General features: G+C 65.8%; 18 protein-coding genes. 4 read left to right on the top strand and 14 right to left on the bottom strand.

Translation table 11 applies throughout. The features are described 5' to 3' along the window. The first annotated feature begins 97 nt into the window (after nucleotides 1–97). Nucleotides 98–1,204, top strand: coding sequence for a Ppx/GppA phosphatase family protein (locus tag A3OM_RS0117210; RefSeq protein ID WP_026176142.1), 1,107 nt, complete (start codon nucleotides 98–100; stop codon nucleotides 1,202–1,204). Beyond that, nucleotides 1,201–1,914 (top strand): RlmE family RNA methyltransferase, encoded by a 714-nt coding sequence (locus A3OM_RS0117205; protein WP_026176141.1) that lies wholly within the window; start codon nucleotides 1,201–1,203, stop codon nucleotides 1,912–1,914. Before A3OM_RS0117210 ends, A3OM_RS0117205 begins: the two co-directional genes overlap by 4 nt. 126 nt (nucleotides 1,915–2,040) lie before the next feature. Here the strand turns inward: A3OM_RS0117205 and A3OM_RS0117200 are convergent, their stop codons facing one another. From A3OM_RS0117200 to thrC, 5 genes are all read right to left on the bottom strand, one after another. Next, the gene (locus A3OM_RS0117200) at nucleotides 2,041–2,997 is read right to left on the bottom strand and encodes a hypothetical protein (RefSeq protein ID WP_018045010.1); all 957 of its coding nucleotides are present in this window, start codon (nucleotides 2,995–2,997) and stop codon (nucleotides 2,041–2,043) included. Nucleotides 2,998–3,073: 76 nt separating this feature from the next. After that, nucleotides 3,074–3,451 carry a hypothetical protein gene (locus A3OM_RS0117195; protein WP_018045009.1) on the bottom strand — a complete coding sequence of 126 codons (378 nt, stop codon included), beginning with the start codon at nucleotides 3,449–3,451 and terminating at the stop codon, nucleotides 3,074–3,076. 114 nt (nucleotides 3,452–3,565) lie between these two features. After that, nucleotides 3,566–6,385: an EAL domain-containing protein gene (locus tag A3OM_RS0117190; protein WP_238253768.1), complete on the bottom strand. Its 2,820-nt coding sequence runs from the start codon at nucleotides 6,383–6,385 to the stop codon at nucleotides 3,566–3,568. A 401-nt stretch (nucleotides 6,386–6,786) separates the two neighbouring features. Then, nucleotides 6,787–8,082, bottom strand: coding sequence for a pitrilysin family protein (locus A3OM_RS0117185; protein ID WP_018045007.1), 1,296 nt, complete (start codon nucleotides 8,080–8,082; stop codon nucleotides 6,787–6,789). Between the two features lie 6 nt (nucleotides 8,083–8,088). Continuing rightward, the gene (thrC, locus tag A3OM_RS0117180) at nucleotides 8,089–9,501 is read right to left on the bottom strand and encodes a threonine synthase (RefSeq protein ID WP_018045006.1); all 1,413 of its coding nucleotides are present in this window, start codon (nucleotides 9,499–9,501) and stop codon (nucleotides 8,089–8,091) included. Nucleotides 9,502–9,837: 336 nt separating this feature from the next. Here thrC and A3OM_RS25920 point away from each other — a divergent pair, with 336 nt between their 5' ends. Continuing rightward, nucleotides 9,838–10,449: a hypothetical protein gene (locus tag A3OM_RS25920; protein WP_157196502.1), complete on the top strand. Its 612-nt coding sequence runs from the start codon at nucleotides 9,838–9,840 to the stop codon at nucleotides 10,447–10,449. Nucleotides 10,450–10,518: 69 nt separating this feature from the next. Here A3OM_RS25920 and A3OM_RS0117170 read toward each other — a convergent pair whose 3' ends face one another. From A3OM_RS0117170 to coxB, 9 genes are all read right to left on the bottom strand, one after another. After that, nucleotides 10,519–10,941: a DUF4864 domain-containing protein gene (locus A3OM_RS0117170; RefSeq protein WP_018045004.1), complete on the bottom strand. Its 423-nt coding sequence runs from the start codon at nucleotides 10,939–10,941 to the stop codon at nucleotides 10,519–10,521. A 95-nt stretch (nucleotides 10,942–11,036) separates the two neighbouring features. Further along, nucleotides 11,037–11,813: an SURF1 family protein gene (locus A3OM_RS0117165; RefSeq protein WP_018045003.1), complete on the bottom strand. Its 777-nt coding sequence runs from the start codon at nucleotides 11,811–11,813 to the stop codon at nucleotides 11,037–11,039. Beyond that, nucleotides 11,813–12,226: a DUF983 domain-containing protein gene (locus tag A3OM_RS0117160; protein WP_244478996.1), complete on the bottom strand. Its 414-nt coding sequence runs from the start codon at nucleotides 12,224–12,226 to the stop codon at nucleotides 11,813–11,815. Before A3OM_RS0117160 ends, A3OM_RS0117165 begins: the two co-directional genes overlap by 1 nt. A gap of 96 nt (nucleotides 12,227–12,322) precedes the next feature. Further along, the gene (locus A3OM_RS0117155) at nucleotides 12,323–13,174 is read right to left on the bottom strand and encodes a cytochrome c oxidase subunit 3 (protein WP_018045001.1); all 852 of its coding nucleotides are present in this window, start codon (nucleotides 13,172–13,174) and stop codon (nucleotides 12,323–12,325) included. A gap of 165 nt (nucleotides 13,175–13,339) precedes the next feature. Then, nucleotides 13,340–13,954: a cytochrome c oxidase assembly protein gene (locus A3OM_RS0117150; RefSeq protein WP_018045000.1), complete on the bottom strand. Its 615-nt coding sequence runs from the start codon at nucleotides 13,952–13,954 to the stop codon at nucleotides 13,340–13,342. A 43-nt stretch (nucleotides 13,955–13,997) separates the two neighbouring features. Then, nucleotides 13,998–14,162 carry a hypothetical protein gene (locus tag A3OM_RS26180; RefSeq protein ID WP_162238932.1) on the bottom strand — a complete coding sequence of 55 codons (165 nt, stop codon included), beginning with the start codon at nucleotides 14,160–14,162 and terminating at the stop codon, nucleotides 13,998–14,000. Between the two features lie 5 nt (nucleotides 14,163–14,167). Beyond that, nucleotides 14,168–15,130, bottom strand: coding sequence for a heme o synthase (locus A3OM_RS0117140; protein WP_018044998.1), 963 nt, complete (start codon nucleotides 15,128–15,130; stop codon nucleotides 14,168–14,170). A 198-nt stretch (nucleotides 15,131–15,328) separates the two neighbouring features. Next, a complete protein-coding gene (ctaD, locus tag A3OM_RS0117135) occupies nucleotides 15,329–16,957 on the bottom strand; it encodes a cytochrome c oxidase subunit I (RefSeq protein WP_018044997.1) in 1,629 nt (542 codons plus the stop codon). Nucleotides 16,958–17,064: 107 nt separating this feature from the next. After that, complete coding sequence (gene coxB, locus A3OM_RS0117130; protein ID WP_026176137.1) at nucleotides 17,065–17,916, bottom strand: cytochrome c oxidase subunit II; 852 nt, start codon at nucleotides 17,914–17,916, stop codon at nucleotides 17,065–17,067. Nucleotides 17,917–18,339: 423 nt separating this feature from the next. Here coxB and A3OM_RS0117125 point away from each other — a divergent pair, with 423 nt between their 5' ends. Then, nucleotides 18,340–19,248: a LysR family transcriptional regulator gene (locus A3OM_RS0117125; RefSeq protein WP_018044995.1), complete on the top strand. Its 909-nt coding sequence runs from the start codon at nucleotides 18,340–18,342 to the stop codon at nucleotides 19,246–19,248. The last annotated feature ends 63 nt before the right edge of the window (nucleotides 19,249–19,311 follow it).

Genomic DNA, 19,311 nt, shown 5'->3' with positions numbered 1-19,311 from the left:
TCGAGGCTTTGCACTGACGCCCAAGGCCTGTAGGCTTCTTATCGCATGATGGTCGACCTACCCGGTCGGGCCACGATCGAGGATGCCGGCTAGGCCGATGAGGGAAGAGAGCGCCGCCATGATGCCGGCCCGCCCTATGGCTGGCCCGTCTTCACCGAGCGCTCCCGCCTTGCCGGATGCGGCTCGGTCGCCCGTGGTGGGTTACCGGCCCGGACGGCGCAACGCTTACGCCGCCCTCGACCTCGGCACGAACAATTGCCGCCTTCTGATCGCCGAGCCTGCGTCCCACGGCTTTCGCGTGGTCGATGCCTTCTCGCGCATCGTCCGGCTCGGCGAAGGGCTGGGGACGTCCGACCGTCTCAGCGAAGCCGCCGTGGAGCGCACGCTGGAGGCTCTGCGCGTCTGCCGCGCCAAGATGGAATCACGCGGCGTCGCCCGTGCCAAGATCATCGCCACGGAAGCGTGCCGGCTTGCCGTCAACGGGGCGGATTTCGTGGCGCGCGTGCGCGACGAGGTGGGGCTCGATCTCGAAATCGTCGACCGGCAGACCGAGGCCTACCTCGCCGTCACCGGCTGCGCCGCCCTGGCCGACCCCTATTCGGAATCGGTGGTCATCTTCGATATCGGCGGCGGCTCCACCGAGATCGCCTGGCTCGACGGCGCGGCCACCAACCCTTCGGCGGACCCCACCTTACGGATCCGCGCCTGGGATTCCCTCCCCGTCGGGGTGGTCACCCTGGCCGAGCGGCACGGAACGGCCGATGTCACCCGCCTGACGTTCGAGGGCATGGTGGAGGAGGTGGCCGACATGCTGTCGCGCTTTGCCATCCGCGCCGCGCCGGCGGCCAATGCCCGGCATTTCCATCTCCTCGGCACGTCCGGAACGGTGACGACGCTGGCCGCCATGCATCTGCGACTGGCACGCTACGAGCGCCGCCGCGTCGATGGCTTGTGGATGAGTGACGGCGAAGTCAGCGACGCCATCGACGATCTGCTCGACACACGCCTCGACCAGAGGGCAGACAATCCCTGCATCGGCCGTGATCGGGCCGATCTCGTGCTCGCGGGTTGCGCCATCCTGGAAGCGATCCGCCGGGCATTCCCCTCCGAACGGCTACGCATCGCCGACCGGGGGCTGCGCGAAGGTCTTTTGATGAACATGATGCGCGAAGACGGCGTCTGGCGCCGCGGAGGCTACCGTTGACCGACAGGCGTGGTGCGGGCGGCGGGTTGCGGGGCGATCTCAAGCAGCGGGTCAAGACGGGGCGAGGCCGCACTGCCTCTCAGAAGCGCTGGCTCGAACGGCAGCTCAACGATCCCTACGTGGCGCGGGCCAAGCGCGAGGGATACCGTTCCCGCGCGGCCTTCAAGCTTCTCGAGATCGACGAGCGCTTCAAGATCCTGAAGCCGAACCAGAAGATCATCGATCTGGGGGCCGCACCCGGCGGCTGGTCCCAGGTCGCCGCCAAGATCGTCGGGCCGAGCGGGCGGATCGTCGGCATCGATCTGCTCGAGATCGAGCCGATGGTCGGCGTCGAGTTCATCACCCTCGACTTCCTCGATCCCGACGCCCCGAAGCGGCTGATCGATCTTCTCGGCGGGCAGGCCGATATCGTCATGTCCGACATGGCGGCCAACACGACCGGGCACAAGCAGACGGACCATTTGCGCATCATCGGCCTCGCCGAGACCGCCGCCGAATTCGCCCGCGAGGTATTGGCGCCGGGCGGCACCTATCTCGCCAAGGTCTTCCAGGGCGGGACGGAGGGCACCCTGCTCGCCGACCTGAAACGCGACTTCACCCTGGTGCGCCACGTGAAGCCCTCGGCGAGCCGCGCCGATTCGAGCGAACTCTACGTGCTGGCTACCGGGTTTCGCGGAGCCGTCGTCGAAACTGCCGAGGACGACGCCTGACAGCGGATGGCAATGAGGGCTCTCATGGCCGTCTGCCGGTTTGATCGCAGGGCGGCGACCGTTCGCCGGGCGAGCTGATGTCGACCGGCGGTTGGGATCTGCGCCGCCCAGTATGAGCCGTCGCGGTCAGAGTCCCGGCGGGATCAGGATCGGGTAGCATCGCGCGCCGGCACCCGCCGCCAGAACCTCGACCGCACCCACGGTGGAGGCGTCGCCTGCCACATGCACGACGTCGGTGGTCTTCAGGCCGGTGAGATGCGCGGTGAGGGGGCCCGGACGAACATCCGGTGGGCGCTGCCGCGTCCTGTCGGCGACGAGGGTGATCCGTGAGACTCCCGTGGCCCTGAGCCAGTCGAGCGACGGGCGCATGTAGAGGTCGAGGGGGTCGCTCGCCCCGATCACCACCACGATCTCGCGCTGTGGCTCGATGTAGCGCGCCGCCCGGGCGATCGCCCAGATCGGCGCGAAGCCGGTCTCGCGGCCGACGAGGAGAAGACGACCGCCGCCGGGACGATAGTAGCCGCGACCGACCGGACCCTTGATCTTGACCGGATGCCCGAGAAGGATCTCCTCGCCGAGGGCATGGGCGACCGCGTCGCAGGCATGTCCGAGACGCAGGTGGAAGACGAGTTCGTTGAGCTCCGTCGTGCCGTCGAGGCGCAGGGTCGGGCTCACGTCGATCGAGTCGAACCCTTCGAACGTGGCGGTGACCTGGTGACCGGGCTCGATGTCGAGACGGCGCGTGATCGTGACCACGACCTCGACCACATGGGCGCCGAGGGGAACGATCTGCGTGACGGTGCCGACCCGGCGCGCCTGGGCGGCCGGCTTGACCTCGGCGAAGACGAGGCTCTCGGCCGCCTTGGACGGGCGGGGCGTGGAGAGCTTGACGGGCTCTGCCCGGTGCAGGCGGGCCTGGGCGCGGCGCGACGACGGGCTGGCGCCCTGGCCGAGGAGATGTGACCCGTGCAGGCCGGTGGTGGGGGCGATCACGCCGTCGGCAAGGGCGGCTTCGAGCGGCGTATCGCCGGTCGAGACCCGCACGGCCTTGCCGTTGACGACAAGCGAGCAGCGCGCGCTCATGGTCGAGCCTCGAATGGTGAGAGAAGTCGAAAGGAAGCCGGCATCGGATGACGCGCGCCGGCCGATGGCGGAGACCTCACCGGTGTCCGTCGAGCAACTGATCCACGAGAGCGGCCCAGCGGTCGCGCACCGCGCAGGCTTCCGGCGAGAGCGGTGCCGGCCCGGCGAGACGCTCGACGCTGGCACGGACGCTGGCGGCTTCCTCCCGCTCGGCGCGCAGGACCGCCTTCATCACCATGATCTCGGAGCGCAGCCGCGCCAGGTCGTCGGACGGTGCGGCCTCCTCGGCCACCTCCGCCCGCGGCTCCACCGGCAATGTCACCGGTGCGATGTCCACGCGCTTCCGCGCGGCGCCGGTGCGGATCGGGCGCGCCATGAGGCGCTTCACGATATCCGAGCCGAAATCCTCGCCCGGACCGAATTCGTCACCTAATCGCAATGCCGCTTCGGCCATCACGCCCGCCTCCTGTCGAACGGCAGACCGTGCCGCGCCGCTCGATCCATCTCGACCGTCACGATGAGCGATCATGGTTAAGGGAGGTTTAATTCAACCGTCGCGGTTTGGCGATCAGGCCGCTTCCGGTGCCGCGCCGACCAGTTGGCGGGCCTGGAGCATCGACATCGGGTCGCCGAAGGCGGGACCTTGCGCGTATTCGCAGCCGAACTCGGCCAGGGCCTGTGCGTCGGTTTCGTTCTCGGCGCCGTCGGCGATGATCGCGAGGCCGAGTTCCTGGGCCATCTTGACGATGGAGCGGAGCATCACCGAGTGCCCGGCCGCCATCTGGCGCACGAAGCTCGGGTCGATCTTGATCGTGTCGAACGGGAAACGCTGGAGATAGGACAGGGCCGAGTAGCCGGTGCCGAAATCGTCGAGCGAGAGGCCCGCCCCGAGATCGTGGATGCGGCTCAGCATCTGGGCCGCGTATTCCGGGTTCTCCATCACCAGCCCTTCGCCGAGTTCGAGCTTGAGCGAACCGGGAAGTACGCCCGAGCGGGCCAGGATCGTCTTCACGTCGTGAAGCAGGTCGTGCCGGAGGATCTGCCGCGAGGACACGTTCACGCAGGCGAAGATCGGCGGATCGACGTCGAGGGAGCGCTGCCAGGCGGCGAGTTCGAGAGCCGTGCGCTCCAGGGCGAAGATGCCGAGATTGACGACGAAACCGCTCTCCTCGGCGATGGGCATGAAGGTGGAATGCGGAATGCGGCCGAGCTTGGGGTGGTCCCAGCGCAGGACCGTCTCGAACCCCGCCACCGTGCGGTCCTCCAGGCGGACGACGGGCTGGAACAGCACCTTCATCTCGTTGCGGTCCAGGGCGCGGCGCAGGTCGGCTTCGAGCATCAGCCGGTCGCTGCGTTCGTTGCGCATGGAGGCGCGGAACACTTCGGTGCGGTCGCCGCCGTTGCGCTTGGCCTGGATCATCGCGATCTCGGCGTTCTTGAACACGTCCTCGCGCTTCAGGGCGGCACCGGCCTCGTGCAGGACGATGCCGATGGAGACAGTGAGGAAGATCTCGCGGTCGGCATAGGTGATCGGCGTGGCGATGGCCCGGCGGATCATGTCCGTGAAGGCGAGGATGCGGTCCGGCTCGCGCTCCGAGAGCAGGATCAGTCCGAACTCGTCGCCTGCGATGCGGGCCAGGGAATCCTGCGGGCGCAGAAGCCGGCCGAGACGGCGCGACAGGGTGAGCAGGATCGAATCGCCCGCCGAAAGACCGATAGCGTCGTTGATCGCCTTGAACCGGTCGACGTCGAGGAGGATCGTCGTCGGTTTCAGGCGCGCGTCCTGGCTCGCGAAGGCGAGGGCGGCGTCGAGGCGGTCGTTGAACAATTCGCGGTTGGGCAAGCCGGTGAGGCTGTCGTGGATCGCGTCGTAGAGCAGACGCTCCTCGGCCGTCTTCACCTCGGTCACGTCCGAGATGGTGCCGACGATGCGGATGACCTCACCGTCCGGTCCGATCACCGGCCGGGCCTTCAGCCGGTACCAGACATAGAGGCCTTCGGTGGAGCGCAGGCGGAAATCGTGGACGATGCGGCCGCGCCGTTCCTCGATCACCGTGTCCAGGGCGGCCGAGTATCGGTCCACGTCGAAGGGGTGGACGAGGCCGAGCCAGTTCGAGGCCGGCCCCTCGAGGGTGCCGCGCTTCAGGCCGAGCTGGTTCTCGATCTCCTGTCCGGCGAAGACCCGGTCGGCCGGCACGTCCCAGTCGAAGACCACGTCGCCGGCGCCGGTCAGGGCCAGGGCACGCCGTTCGGTGTCCGAGACCAGGGAATGGGTCATCCCGCCCCCGGTGAAGGCGTGCTGCATCACCGTGAAGCCGATGAGCATGACGATGAGGACGAGGCCTCCGATGAGCGCCGGCTGGACGAGGTCGCTGCCGATCTGGCCGGTGATGGCGAAGCCCGCGGCCACGACCCAGACGAGGAGCAGGAACCAGGTCGGCACCAGCAGGATCGCCCGGTCGTAACCGTTATGGATGGCGAGATAGACGATCAGCAGCAGGCCGACGCCGGCGACGGCGGCGATGGAGATGCGGGCGACGCCCGCCGCCACCGGCGGGTCGAACACCGCCAGGCCCACGAGGCCGGCCAGGAACGCGAGCCAGAAGAAGGCCACATGGCCGTAGCGCACATGCCAGCGGCTCAGGTTGAGATAGGCGAACAGGAAGACGAGAAGCGTCGCCCCCAGCACCGCCTCTGCGGAGGCCCGGTAGACCCGCTCGGCCACTTCGGTGACGGGAAAGACCCGCTGCAGGAACCCGAAATCGATGCACGCATAGGCGAGCACCGCCCAGGCGAGGGCGGCGGCCGCGGGAAAGATGATCGCGCCCTTCACCACGAAGATGATCGTGAGGAACAGGGCGAGCAGGCCGGCGATGCCGATGATGATGCCCTTGTAGAGCGTCAGGCCGGTGGATTTCTTGCGGTAGGCTTCCTGGTCCCAGAGATAGACCTGCGGCACGTTCGGCCCGTTCAGCTCGGCGACGAAGGTGACGGTGGCGCCGGGATCGAGGGTGATCACGAACTGGTCGGCTTCCGGGTTCTCGTCCCGCTCGGGCCTGATACCCTGGCTCGCCGTGATCGCCGCGATGCGCGAGCCGCCGAGATCCGGCCAGATCACGCCCGAGCCGACGAGACGGAAATGGGGCGCCACGAGGACCCGGTCGACCTGCTCGTCGGTGTCGTTGGTGAGCGCGAAGACCATCCAGTCGGGCCGCGCTCCGCTGTCGCGGGCCTTCACCACGATACGGCGGACGATGCCGTCCTTGCCGGGGGCGGTAGAGATCTGGATCAGGTCGCCGTCCGAGCGATAGCGCTCGATCATCGGCGTCAGATCGATCGCCGGAGCGTCGAGGGTCACGCGCACGGCTTCCACGGCCGAAGCCGGCATCCTCGTTCCGAGGAAGCCGATCAGGAGCGAGACGAAGGCGGTGAGGACGAGGAAAGATCTGCGCAACGGGCGAGTGTTCCGGCCGGGCGGGCACTGACGAGGAATACGGCTCAGCTTGTGGCCCAGTCGTACCGGCGGGGGGGTCCACGGACAAGGCGAGCGGCTTGCCCGCAATCGCGGCACCCACTGCTTCTTGGCGTAGCGCCGAGGCGTTTTGGATCGCGTCCTTTTGCGGCCAAAACAAGCCGGACACACTTCTGAAACGTGGAGGCGTACGCCTGGAACGCTAACAGGGTCGACAATCGCCGGTATGAGATCAAACCCATGACCCTTCGCCGGGCGTTCGGTCGGTCGTCGAAAGCCTTATCCTCGACGCCGAGCCGCCCGGCCGGCGGCGCCCATCAATTCGCCCGCAGCACGCCCGTCATCTTCTCCAGGGACGGGAGCTTCTTGATCGGGCCGATCGCGGCGAGCGTCGGAGCGCCCGAGAGCAGGCGCAATCCCGCCGCCCTGACGTCATCCACCGTGACGGCATCGATCTTGGCGATGACTTCCTGAGGCGGGATCACCCGGCCCCAGGCGAGCATCTGGCGGGCATTGCGCTCGATCCGGCCGCCGGGGGTCTCAAGGGCCGACAGGAGTGCCACCTTCACCTGCGCCTTCGCGCGGGCGACCTCCACGGAATCGGCATCGCGCGCCGCCTTGGCCGTGGCCGCCAGGGTCACGTCGACGAGTTCGGCGAGATCCGAGCCGGACGTGCCGGCGCCGATGCCGAACAGGCCGCAATCGACGAAGGACCAGTGGAACGCCTGAATCTCATAGGCGAGGCCGCGGGTCTCGCGCACCTCGTGCCAGAGCCGCGAGGTGAGACCGCCGCCGAGGACCTGCGCGAACATGTGGAGGGCGTAATAGCCTTCGTCGCGAAACGAGAGGCCGGGCAGGCCCAGCACGAGATTCGCCTGTTCGAGCTTCTTCTGGATCCGCTTCTCGCCGCCGACATAGCTGCCGGGGACCATGTCCGGGGCGACCGTCGCCGGCATCCCGCCGAAATGATGCTCGGCCGCCTCGACGATGGCCTCGTGGGAGATGGCCCCCGCTGCGGCAACGACGATGCGGTCCGGGGTGTATTCGCGGGCGAGATAGGCTTCGATGGCGTCGCGGTCGAAGCTCGCGATGGTCTGCGGCGTGCCGATGATCGGACGGCCGATCGGCTGGTCCGGAAACGCCGCCGCGGTGAAGGCCTCGTAGACCACGTCGTCGGGCGTATCCTCGATGGCGGCGTATTCCTGCAGGATCACACCCTTCTCGCGAGCGAGTTCACCCGCGTCGAAGACCGAGCGGGTGAGGATGTCGCCGATGACGTCCAGGGCGACGCCGGCATCCTCGCCGAGCACGCGTGCGGTGTAGCTCGTACCCTCGGCGCTGGTGGCGGCATTGATGTCGCCGCCGACATTCTCGATGTCCTCGGCGATGCGTCGGGCCGAGCGGGTCTCGGTCCCCTTGAACGCCATGTGCTCGATGAGGTGGCTGAGGCCACCCTCGTCAGGCCGCTCGTGGCGCGATCCGGCGCCGACCCAGACGCCCAGGGTCGCGGTGGCGACACCGGGCATCGTCTCCGTGGTGACGGTGATGCCGTTGGAGAGGCGGGACACCTTCAGGCCGGGGGAAGCACCATGGGTCGCGAAATGCTGGTTCATGGGTTCTCAGTTCCCCGCCGTGATGCGTGAATGTGCGCGGATGAAAGCTTCCACCGCCGCCTGGTCGTTGGCGACGCGGGTGAAACGCTCCTTCCGATCCAGCAGATCGGCGAGGTGCGGCGGCAGGGCCGGGCGATGGCCACCCGTCGCCTGTGCGACCGCATCCGGAAACTTCGCCGGATGGGCGGTGGCCAGGGCGACGACGGGGGTCTTGCCGTCCTTCTCCAGAAGGCGCCGGCCGGCATGAACGCCGATGGCGGTATGCGGGTCGATGACCATGCCGATCTCCCGGTGGACCCGCGCGATCTCGGCGATGACGGCTTCTTCGGGGACCGAGGCGGCATCGAATTCGTCACGGACGGCCTTGAGCACCGCCTCGTCGAGGTGGAATCCGCCCGATTGCTTGAGACCGGCCATCAATCGCGACAGGCTCGACGCGTCGCGGCCCAGGGCCTCGAACAGCAGGCGCTCGAAATTCGAGGAGATCTGGATGTCCATGGAGGGCGAGGTGGTCGGCTGGACGCCGCGAACCTCGTAGGCGCCATGCTCCAGGGTGCGCGCCAGGATATCGTTGGCGTTGGTGCCAATCATCAGGCGCTCGATGGGCAGGCCCATGCGCTTGGCGACCCAACCGGCGAGGATGTCGCCGAAATTGCCCGTCGGCACCGCGAAGGAGACGGGGCGGTGCGGTGCGCCCAGGGCCACGGCGCTGGTGAAGTAATAGACAGCCTGAGCGGCGACCCGCGCCCAGTTGATCGAGTTGACGCCGGACAGCCGCAGCTCGTCGGCGAAATCCGCGTGCTGGAACAAGGCTTTGACGATGTTCTGGCAATCGTCGAAATTGCCGTCGATGGCGATGGCGTGGACGTTGTCCGCGCCCACCGACGTCATCTGGCGGCGCTGCACCTCGGAGACGCGGCCATGCGGGAACAGGATGAAGATGTCGACCTGATCGAGCCCTCGGAAGGCCTCGACGGCGGCGCTTCCGGTATCGCCCGAGGTGGCGCCGACGATGGTGGCGCGGGAGCGGCGGGACCGCAGGACGTGGTCCATCAGCCGGCCGAGGAGCTGCATCGCCACGTCCTTGAACGCCAGCGTCGGACCGTGGAAGAGCTCCAGCAGGAACAGGTTGTCGTCGAGCTGCACCAGCGGACACACCGCCGGGTGGCGGAAGGTGGCGTAGGAGTCCTCGATCATCCGGTCGAGATCGGCATCCGCGATCTCGCCGTCGATCAGCGGCCTCAGGACGAGCTTGGCCGCATCGGCGTAGCGCTGTCCGGCGAGCCCGGCGATCTCGTCACGGGAAATCTGCGGCCAACTCTCGGGCAGGTACAGACCGCCGTCGCGGGCGAGGCCGGCGAGGAGAGCATCGGAAAAGCTGAGGGGCGCCGCGGCGCCGCGGGTCGAAACGTGTAGCAAAGGGGCCTCCGGGAAGGGGGCCGGTCTACACGAAGTGGATGGCGCTGTCGAAAGCGGGAAATTGCCGCCCTGTCGCAGCCGCTGCTCTCGCAGGCGTATTCAGCCGAGGATCGGGCCAGGGAAGGCAAATTGGTCCGACAACGTTGTGTCGCGAGAGGGAGCACGTGTGTTCTAGATGTTGGCAAGCCATTTTTCCGCTGAGTGAGACGTTCGCCCCGTGCTGATTGCGCAGCCTTGCGGGCGCAGGATACTTGACATTCACGAACCTTCGACTTGAGCCAGGAAGGCTTTTCCCATAAGCTAAATTTACCTGAGTCAAAATAAGTCGGGCATCTGATGGCGAGTACGATTATAAATATCAGCGTCGGATATGACGATTATGATCTCGACTTCACCGATACGCAGCGTGGATATGCCGAGCGTCACGGATACGAATATAAGAAAATAACTGATAATTTGATACCGGGAGCTTTGCCTACCTGGAGCAAACATCAAGCTGCGATCGAAATCATCGAGAACCGCGACGCTGTGATGATCATCGATACAGATGCAGAGATCCTCAAGACCTGCCCACCATTTCATCGCCTTGTCGCAGACAACCGCAGGCACGATCTTTTTTTCGCGTTGGGACATAGCTTTCGTCCCAATGCTGGTATGATTTTGCTCCGGGGCGGCAGTAAAAGCATCGCGCCGGAATTTCTGCGCACCATTCTTGCCGAAAGACTTGCTCCAACTAAAGACAAGGTCAAGCGTGGTGGCGACAATGGCCACGTCATCAGCATACTTCGAAGAAAAATGTTTGCAAAAAAACTGTTCTTACTTTCACCAGTATGGAACAATACAATAAAAACTTCAGATTGGGACCATATTAGGCATTATACCGGACCAATGCGAGAGGCGTTTTTGGCAAGTGCGGCGGAGAAAGTGAAGTCAAGGCAGGACCCGTAACGCCCTCCGGCTTCGCCTTGTCGATTTGTCCGTTCAGGGCGACGTGGAAAAGTAGAGAAGCCGCCGTCCTTATGCGTTGTCGCCGGGCGCCTTGGCGAGGCGGCAGCCATTGATCCGCCATGTGCCGTCGCTCTGCTTTTCGAGGCTGTAGAGCGCAGTCCAGTCGATGCCGTTCTCGTCCTGCAGCGTCATGCCCAGGCTGAGACCGTCCTTGCCGCTCTCCTCGACACGATCGATGCTGAAGCTGCGGGCGCGGTAGACGGCACCGTATCCCTTCCGGACCATCTCGATGAACGTGTCCGGTGAGGCGAACATCCCCTGGATCGACGGGGCGGCCTGGGCATAGGCGGTGGCCGCGTCGTCCTTGCGGAACGCCTCGATCTGACGCTCCACCGTCGCCCTGGCTGCGAGCTTCGCCGCTTCGTCTGCGGCCCGGGCCGGTTCCGAAGCGAGACAGGTGAGGGCGATCAGCAGGGAGAGGACGGCGCGCATGGACCACACTCCGCGATGGGGATGTCCGACGTCAGGATAGCGCGACGCGTCCGGCCGGCAAGAGCGAGCCCGGATCCCGAGCCCTGCCGGCTTCCTTATGTGGCCGGGTTGCTCCCGGAGCCGTCCCGTTCTTCCGAGAGACGTTTCCACGCGAAGACGCCGAAGACGCCGACCAGGCAGGCGGCGATGCCGAACCATGTGAAGGCGTATTGCATGTGGTTGTTGGGAAGGTCGACGCGAAGCTGTCCGCCCTTGGGCCAGCCGCCGGGGTTCGGCGTGGCATCCGCCTCGATGAGATAGGGCATCACGGTGAGCCCCCTCGCAGCGGCGATGCCGTCGATGTCGCGATGGAACCACTCTCCCTTGGCGGGCTCCGGCGGCGGCACGAACATGGTCCGTATCTCAGGACCGCGCAGCATCCCGGTGATCGTGACCGATCCGGCGACCTGTCCCGGCTGGCGCCGCGCCGCATCCTTCAACTCCGTGGGCACGAAACCCCGGTTGACGATGACGAGGCTGCCGTCATCGTCCCGCTTCAACGGTGTCAGAACGTAGAAGCCCTGGAGAGCCTTGCCAGGCACGGCACCGGCCGCGAGACCGTGGACCAGGGTCTCCTGATCGTTTAGCAGCGTCCCCGTTACCCGCACGCGCTCGAACTCGTCCCGCGCCGGATCCCAATCGTTTCGGGCCGGGAGAGGGGCAGGGGGCTCGGCGCGCGAGCGAGCGACGATGCGGCCGATCAGGGCCTCCTTCTCGCCCTTGCGATGCAACTGCCAGACGCCGAGGCTCAACAGGATGGCAAGGCAGATCAGCGAGGCGATGGCGGGCGCCGCCAGCGCCCGCACGGCGCCCGGACGAACAGGCTTGGGCATCAGCGAAAGCGCCCCTCCGCGGCCTTGTTGGCGAATTGAAGCGCCGCCAGCATTCCCTTCAACGGGCGCACGAGGGCGAGGCTCAGCCCGACCGACAGGGTGATGGCCACGACGGCATGGACCCAGATCGGCGGCTCGAAGGTGATCTCGAGCCAGAGCGCCAGCCCGACGACGACGATGCCGACGATGGACATGACGAAGAAGGCGGGGCCGTCGCCGGAATTGAAGTTCGAATAGTCGAGGCCGCAGACCTCACAGGACGGCCGGAACGTGAGGAAGCCGTCGAACATCGCGCCCTTGCCGCAGCGGGGGCAGCGGCAGCGCAATCCGGTGGGAACTGGCGGCGGTAGCGGCCGAGGGTGATTCACGATGCTTGGCTCCTCGGTGACGGGCGAATCCGCCGTCCGCCCCATATGGGGTTCCCGGCAGTCATGGCACGAAAAAGGGCGGCTCGCGCCGCCCTGATTCTCATACCTGTGTCGCTTCGCCTCGATGAGGCGGGACCGGTGTCAGTGAGCCGCCGTGCCGGCGCCCCAGACGTAGATCGACGCGAACAGGAACAGCCAGACCACATCCACGAAGTGCCAGTACCAGGCGGCGAACTCGAAGCCGAGATGCTGCTGGACCGTGAACTGGCCGAGATAGACCCGATAGAGGCAGATCGCGAGGAAGATCGTGCCGATGATGACGTGAGCGCCGTGGAAGCCCGTCGCCATGAAGAAGGTCGCCGAGTAGATGCTGCCCGAGAAGCCGAAATGCGCGTGGCTGTACTCGTAGGCCTGGCAGGCCGTGAACAGCACGCCGAGGATGATCGTGAGCCACAGGCCGTATTTCAGGCCCTTGCGGTCGTTGTGCAGCAGGGCGTGGTGAGCCCAGGTGATCGTCGTGCCGGAGGTCAGCAGGATCAGCGTGTTGAGGAGCGGCAGGTGCCAGGGATCGAACGCCTCGATGCCCTTGGGCGGCCAGGTGCCCCCGGTGAAATCCAGGCGCGTGGTCTGGATCGGGTCGGCGGTGTAGAGCGCCGCTTCGAAATAGGCCCAGAACCAGGCGGCGAAGAACATCACCTCGGAGGCGATGAACATGATCATGCCGTAGCGGTGGTGAAGCTGCACGACACGGGTATGGTCGCCGGCATTCGCCTCGTGGACGACGTCGCGCCACCAGGAGAACATGACGTAGAGCACACCGATCGTGCCGGCGCCGAAGATGTAAGGACCGGGGCTGAGCGTGCCGATCTGCAGGCTCTTCATCCAGAACACGGCGCCGAACGCCATGAGGAAGCCGGAGAAGGCACCCAACAGCGGCCAAGGGCTCGGGCTCAAGATATGGAAGTCGTGATTCTTGGCGTGCGCCTCGGCCATCTCAATTCTTCTCCTCACCCCGGGCCCAATGCCGCGAACGGCTCTGACCTTCTGAACGTTCGGCTACACCGGAACCCTTAATCGGGACGGCGCAGTGTTGTCACGCTTGAGACCTCAAAAAACCTGGCGCGTACAAAACGCGTCCCGCCAAATTAGTTGACGACCCTAGAAATTGGTTTTCGCACCCTTGCCGTCCGTCGTCGCCAGGGCGGCCGAGGGCTGGCCGTTCTTCGACGCGAAGTAGGTGTAGGAGAGCGTCAGTTCCTGCAGATGGGCGGTGTTCGAATCGGCGCGCACGGCCGGATCGATGTAGAACACCACCGGGAAATCCATCGTCTCGCCGGGCTGCAACGTCTGCTCGTTGAAGCAGAAGCATTGGATCTTCACGAAGAAGCTGCCCATGAGCCCCGGCTGGACATTGTAGGTCGCGATCCCCGTCGAGGGGGTCGTCCCCGTGTTCTTCACGCGGAAGAACACGGTCTTCGTTTCGCCCAGACGCGCCTCGATCTTCGGAGACTCGGCGACGAAGCGCCAGGGCAGGGTCGACGCGACGTTGGTGTCGAAATGGACGACCATGCTGTCGTCCATCGCGACTTGCGTGGGAGCGAGCCCGACTCGCGGCGTGCCGTCATAGCCGGTGGCCTTGCAGAACATGTCGTAGAGCGGCGCCGACGCGAAGGCGAGGCCGACCATTCCCATAGCCAGACCCGCACAGGCGAGGGCGGTGACCGAAGCCTTGCGGTTCGGCGTGCTGCTTCGCTTGGTTGGCATGTCGGTCATGATGACGTCCGACTCTCTTCGCTGAACGATCCTGTCGATCGGGTCACAGCGGGCGGTTGAGGATCTGCGGTCCGAGCTTGGCGATGGTCAGGGCGTAGAAGATGGCCACGAGGACGAACAGCACCGTGGCGATGGCGATCGAGCGCCTGCGCTGGCGCTGCTGCTCCTCGGGCGTCAGACGCCGCGGCGGCGTGGATTTCTCCGGCATCGAGGTCACGCCAGCACCGCGCGGTAGAGCCCGAGGCCCTGCTCGGCCAGGACCGCCGAGAACAGCAGGAACAGGTAGAGGATGGAAAAGCCGAACATGCCGAGCGCGGCCTTGCGTTCCGCCTCGCCCTCGCGGTTGCGGTAGACATGGACGCTGAAGGCCAGCATCCCGAGGCCGCCGATGAAGGCGGTGACGCCGTAGAGCCATCCACCGAAGCCGAGGAACACAGGGGCGAGGCCCACCGGGAACAACACGATCGAGTAGTAGATGATCTGGCGGCGGGTGGATTGCGGCCCGGCGACGTTGGGCATCATCGGGATGCCGGCCTTGGCGTATTCGCCGGCCTTGATGAGCGCCAGCGCCCAGAAATGCGGCGGCGTCCAGATGAAGATGATGAGGAACAGGATCGTCGATTCGATGCCCACCGATCCCGACACGGCGGCCTGACCGATCATCGGGGGCAGGGCACCGGCGGCACCGCCGATGACGATGTTCTGCGGCGTCGCCCGCTTCAGCCACATGGAATAGACCACGGCGTAGAAGACGATCGTGAAGGCCAGGAGCGAAGCGGCGAGCCAGTTCGAGGCGAGGCCGAGCACCAGCACCGAGCCCACCGACAGGACGATGCCGAAGGCGAGGGCCTCGCCGGGCTGGATGCGGCCGCCGGGGATCGGGCGGGTCGCGGTGCGGGTCATGACCGCGTCGATATCGGCATCCCACCACATGTTGAGGCAGCCGGAGGCACCGGCGCCCACCGCGATCATCAGGAGCGAGATCACGCCGACGACGGGCTGGATGTGAACGTGCGAGACCACCATGCCGACGAGGGCGGTGAAGATCACCAGCACCATCACGCGCGGCTTCAGGAGTGCGAAGAAATCCGCGACCTCACCACCGACCATCATCGGGGTCGGCGCGAAATCGTTCGGCTCGGCGGCAGCGGAGACGCTGTTCGACAGGCTCGTCATGGGGTCCCGATACTGTTGTCGGTATGGCCGGAATTCGGATCACGCCGTCTCTGGCGCCGCCCTTTGCGGGATGTCGCTCGGTGAAGAGGGGCATCCGGTAAAGAGCGAGGACCGCTCACGCGATCCTCGCAATCCCTAGTGTCGTTTTAGAACAATCGCAATTTCGAAGCCGATCGCGATCGTGAAGACGGCAGTGCCTCAGTGACCGTGGTCGTCGACGATGGTCGGCAGCGTCTCGAACTGGTGGAAGGGCGGCGGCGAGGAGAGCGTCCACTCGAGGGTGGTGGCGCCTTCGCCCCACGGATTGTCGGCAGCGCGGACCTTCGAACGGAAGGCAAGGACGACGCCGATGAAGAACACCACCATGCCGAGAGCGAAGATGTGACCGCCCCAGGTGGAGACCTTGTGCCAGCCGGCGAAGGCTTCCGGGTAGTCGGCGTAACGACGCGGCATGCCGGCGAGACCCAGGAAGTGCATCGGGAAGAACAGGACGTTCGCACCGATGAAGGCCAGCCAGAAGTGCAGCTTGCCGGCCCATTCCGGGATGACGTAGCCGGTCATCTTCGGGAACCAGTAGTAGACACCGGCGAAGATGATGAACACGGCGCCGAGCGACAGCACGTAGTGGAAGTGGGCGACGACGTAATAGGTGTCGTGCAGGTACTTATCGACCGCCGAGTTCGCCAGCACGACGCCGGTGACGCCGCCGACCGTGAACAGGAAGATGAAGCCGACCGCCCAGTGCATGGCGGCGGTGAAGCGGATCGAGCCGCCCCACATCGTCGCGATCCACGAGAAGATCTTCACGCCGGTGGGCACCGCGATGACCATGGTGGCGAAGACGAAGTAGGACTGCGTCTGGAGCGACAGGCCGACCGTGTACATGTGGTGAGCCCACACGACGAAGCCGACGACGCCGATGGCGACCATGGCATAGGCCATGGCGAGGTACCCGAACACCGGCTTGCGCGAGAAGGTCGAGATGATGTGGGAGACGATGCCGAAGGCCGGCAGGATCATGATGTACACTTCGGGGTGGCCGAAGAACCAGAACAGGTGCTGGTAGAGCACCGGATCGCCACCGCCGGCCGGATCGAAGAAGGTCGTGCCGAAGTTGCGGTCGGTGAGCAGCATCGTGATCGCGCCGGCGAGGACCGGGAGCGACAGGAGCAGCAGGAACGCGGTCACCAGCTCGGCCCAGGCGAACAGCGGCATCTTGTGCAGGGTCATGCCCGGCGCGCGCATGTTCAGGATCGTGGTGATGAAGTTGATGGCGCCCAGGATCGAGCCGGCGCCCGAGAGGTGGAGGGCGAAGATCGCGAAGTCCACGGACGGGCCGGGATGGCCGGAGGTGGAGAGCGGCGGGTAGACGGTCCAGCCCGTGCCGGCACCGGTGGTTCCGGGGGCGCCTTCGACGAACAGCGAGCAGACGAGGCTCGCGAAGCCGGCGACGGTGAGCCAGAACGAGATGTTGTTCATGCGCGGGAACGCCATGTCGGGCGCGCCGATCATGAGCGGGACGAACCAGTTGCCGAAGCCGCCGATGAGCGCCGGCATCACCATGAAGAACACCATGATGAGACCGTGGCCGGTCACGAACACGTTGTAGGTGCCGGGATTCGAGAAGTACTGCAGGCCGGGCTCTTCCATCTCCATGCGGATGCCGAAGGAGAGGAACGCGCCGATGATGCCCGCGCAGAACGCGAACAGGAGGTAGAGCGTGCCGATGTCCTTATGGTTGGTCGACAGGAACCAACGGGCGAAGAAGGACGGCGTATGGGAGGCGTGGGCGTCGTGATGCCCTGATTGTGCTGTGGCGGTTGCCATCGTTGCAGACCCTGTTCAGGTTTCTCTAAATCTCTCGATTTGCGAATGGACCGACCCGGTGAAGGGCCGGTCCAGCCGGTGCCGTCGGGCGGCGCCGGAAAAAGCCGCTACTTGGCTTCTGCGAACTTCGAACCGTCGTCGAGGCGGGCGAACTTGGTCTTCCCCTCGGCGAGCCACGCGGCGTAGGCCTCGTCGCTGACCACCTGCACCGTGATGGGCATGTAGGCGTGGCGGGCGCCGCAGAGCTCCGAGCACTGGCCGTGATAGGTGCCCTCACGCTCGGCCTTGAACCAGAACTGGTTCAGGCGGCCGGGGATCGCGTCGATCTTGAACCCGAAGGACGGCATCGCCCAGGAGTGCAGCACGTCGGCCGCGGTCACCTGGATCTTCACGATCTTGTTCACCGGAACGACCATGTCGTTGTCGGTGCCCAGCAGCTTGGGCTGCTTGTCTTCGTCGATATTGGCATCGAAGGTGAAGCCGCCGCCGTTCTCCACGGCCGGGTACTCGTATGACCAGTACCAGGCATGGCCGATCACCTTGATGATGACGTCGGCCTTGGGGTCCGAGAGCTGGGTGCGCAGCAGGCGGAAGGAGGGGATGGCCACTGCCACCAGGATCAGCACCGGGACGATGGTCCAGGCGATTTCGATCATGGTGTTGTGGGTGGTCTTGGACGGGACCGGGTTCGCCTTCGCGTTGAACTTGAAGATGCAATAGACGATCAGGCCCAGCACGAACGCCGAGATGCCGAAGGAGAGCCAGTGCATCCCCTGCTCGAACGTGTGGATGTCCCGCGCGTTCTCTGTGACGGCGACCTGACGGTCCATCTGCCACGGCTCGGGCTGGCCGATGCCCGCCGCCAGAGCGGCTGTAGAAACGAGGGCGGTGCCGAGCGCAGCAAAAGCGCCCGCAGCAAGTCCCCATGATGACCGGTGTTGCGCCTGCGTGGTCCGCATGTGCCTCTCGTGGCTCCCCTTGGTATCGTTCTACGTCGTCCCGCAGCGTCTTGCGACTTTTGACGTCGCGCGCAAGTCCTAGCTCAACGGGAAAGGCAAGCCTCGATCACGTATTTCGGGCCGGCATTGCCGGTGTCAGACCACATGGAGGTCGGCGGCGCAACCGCAACAGCGTCGCATGGATGAGGCTTTCCCCGTAGTGCAGGCCGAAGGGAGCCCGAATGACGAGTGGGGTTCAAAGCGATTTTGCTCGGCGGCAAACTTAAATTTATCTTACAGCGGTCTTCGGGGTTGAATCCATCGCCAGTATAGCGCCGTTCCCGCTATGGAGGGGGCCTGATCCCGTGCGAGGATGCCCGTGCCCATCCAGGTTTCGAACGCGCCGAAGGCCGGAACGGGGATGAACACGATAAGGTCCCGGCGGTGATCGAGCGTCTCGAATTCCTCCTTGCCTTGGCCCGCGAGCGGCATTTCGGCCGGGCGGCGCAATTCTGCAACGTGTCTCAGCAAACCCTGTCGGCCGGGGTGAAGCAGCTCGAAGAGCGACTCGGCGTCCTGCTGGTGGAGCGCGGGTCCCGCTTCCAGGGGTTCACCCCGGAAGGCGAGCGCGTCCTCGATTGGGCACGCCGGATCGTCGGCGACGCGCGCGCCATGCGGGAAGAGGTGGCCAGCTTGCGCCGAGGTTTGTCGGGTACCCTGCGGCTCGCGGCGGTTCCCACCGCGACGCCCATCGTCGCCTCGTTGACGACGCCCTTCCGTGCCCGCCATCCCGACGTGCGGTTCTCCGTCCACTCGACGACCTCCGGCGAGATCGGCCGGCTGATCGCCGACCACGAGATCGATGCCGGAATCACCTATCTGGAGAACGAGCCCCTCGGGAAAGTCATCGCGGTGCCACTCTACCGCGAGCGCTACCGCCTGCTCACGGCCATCGACGGCGTCTACGGCAAGAGGGATTCGGTCAGCTGGGAGGAGGTCGGTCGTCTGCCCCTGTGCCTGCTCACGCCGGACATGCAGAACCGCCGCATCATCGACGGTCACTTGCACAATGCCGGGCGGGATGCCGCGCCGCTGCTCCAGTCCAACTCGATGATCGTGCTGCTCACCCATGTCCGCACGGCGAAATGGGCGAGCGTGATGCCCGCTGTCCTCGCCGACAGCTTCCGCCTGAGTGAGCGCGTCCGCTCCGTTCCGATCGGTGAGCCCGATGTGAGCCACATGATCGGGCTGGTGGTGCCGGAACGGGACCCGATGACGCCCCTCTGCGCCGCGCTCATCGTCGAGGCCCAGGCGATCGCTCCCACCGTCGCCGACGACATCGCCTCGCTCTGACGGGCTGCCCCTCAACTCACTCGTCACACTGCCCTTTCGCAGCGCACAATAGAATTATAACAA

The sequence above is a fragment of the Methylobacterium sp. 88A genome (genome assembly GCF_000376345.1).
In the GTDB taxonomy this organism is placed as follows: domain Bacteria; phylum Pseudomonadota; class Alphaproteobacteria; order Rhizobiales; family Beijerinckiaceae; genus Methylobacterium; species Methylobacterium bullatum.
This window is presented reverse-complemented; position numbering and strand designations above follow the sequence as displayed.